Annotated in this window: 1 protein-coding gene; it reads left to right on the top strand. The window is 54.7% G+C overall.

What is annotated here, in order from left to right:
• A partial coding sequence (locus tag HMPREF2129_RS10440; RefSeq protein ID WP_034666387.1) for an integrase core domain-containing protein occupies positions 1-1,370 on the top strand: 1,370 nt, incomplete at its 5' end.

The following is a 1,370-nucleotide window of genomic DNA, read 5'->3' as shown; positions in this document are numbered from 1 at the left end:
TCTCGCGACAGACGTACCACAACATCAAAAACCGGATAGCGCAGAAGGGCCGAGCAGGTATTGTGCCGGATTCGACTGCCCCGAAGAATCCGATTAAGAAATTTGACGAAGCCGACAAAATCGCAGTCATCCATGCCAGGCAACACTTGATGGAGCAAGGCTTGGATTATGGCCCTTGGTCGATTTACTACTTCTTGTTCGACTCTGTCGGTGCCGATCGGGCCCCTTCGCGTTCCACTATCGCCTTGTGGCTACAAGAGCTTGGGTTTGTTGATGCCAATGCCCGCAAACGGCCGCGGAGTTCCTATAAGCGCTTCGCCCGCGATTTCGTTGGTGAACTCTGGCAAATCGATGGACTGGTCTATCGCCTCTTCGACCATGCGCACACGCTCGTAACGATTTACCAGATCATCGATGATGCCAGCAGATTTGATGTCGGAACCACAGCATTCGCTCTACCGGAAAACGGTACTGATGCGCGCGCTGCGCTGGCCGCAGCGTTCGCCATCTACGGCAAACCTCAAGAAATCCTTTCTGACAATGGCGATGCGTTCGCCACCTACCACCGGGGTTTTCTCTCTGCTACTGAAACTTGGCTCGCCAGCCAAGGTGTACTTGCTATTGCTGGTTTCGCCCCGACAACCCAGGGAAAAGACGAGCGATCTCACCGTACGTTGACCCAGTTCCTCGATGCACGCCACCCAGTCAACCTTGCCGAGGTCAACACATATCTGGCTGAATATCGCCAGGTTTACAACGAGCGACGACGCCACCAATCACTACTGGTCGGCAAGATGCACATCACACCACGCCAAGCTTTCGATACTTTCCCCAAGGCACCGTCGCCTACGCAACCACTCGATCCTGATCAGATCTGGGCCCGCGTAGTTGCCTATAACCAGGCGCACAATCCACAAGCTGTATCCGACATGCTAAACGGCCCCGCGGAAGCGGCAACTTCACACGAGGCCAACACCGATGACATGGCAGCTCAGCAAGGCATACCTCCCACCGATACCCCTACGTTAACGATGCCTACGACACATTCAACAAACTATTGGGGCATCCCAGACCAACTCTGTGTGAGCAAAGATGGCGTTGTACGCGTGTGCGGATTCGGTCTCTACATTGGTCTGAGGTTTAAAAACCGCAGACTCTACTCCACGGTCACAGCCGATAACACTGCGGAGTTCTACACGGCCCATGACGGTGAATTCCTCTTCAGCGTGCCCCTGCCGATCACGTTGAGCCACCGGCCACCAGGTGGTCAGGTCAACATCAACCTCGTCGACGGAATGAAACATCGTCAACCACCCCAGATGAACCCGAAACTATCCAAGCCCCGACCGAAACGCAGGCTACAACCATAA

This window comes from Corynebacterium tuscaniense DNF00037 (genome assembly GCF_000759055.1).
Taxonomy (GTDB): domain Bacteria; phylum Actinomycetota; class Actinomycetes; order Mycobacteriales; family Mycobacteriaceae; genus Corynebacterium; species Corynebacterium tuscaniense.
The sequence above is the reverse complement of the archived record's forward strand: the minus strand, read 5'-3'. Positions and strand labels throughout refer to the sequence as shown.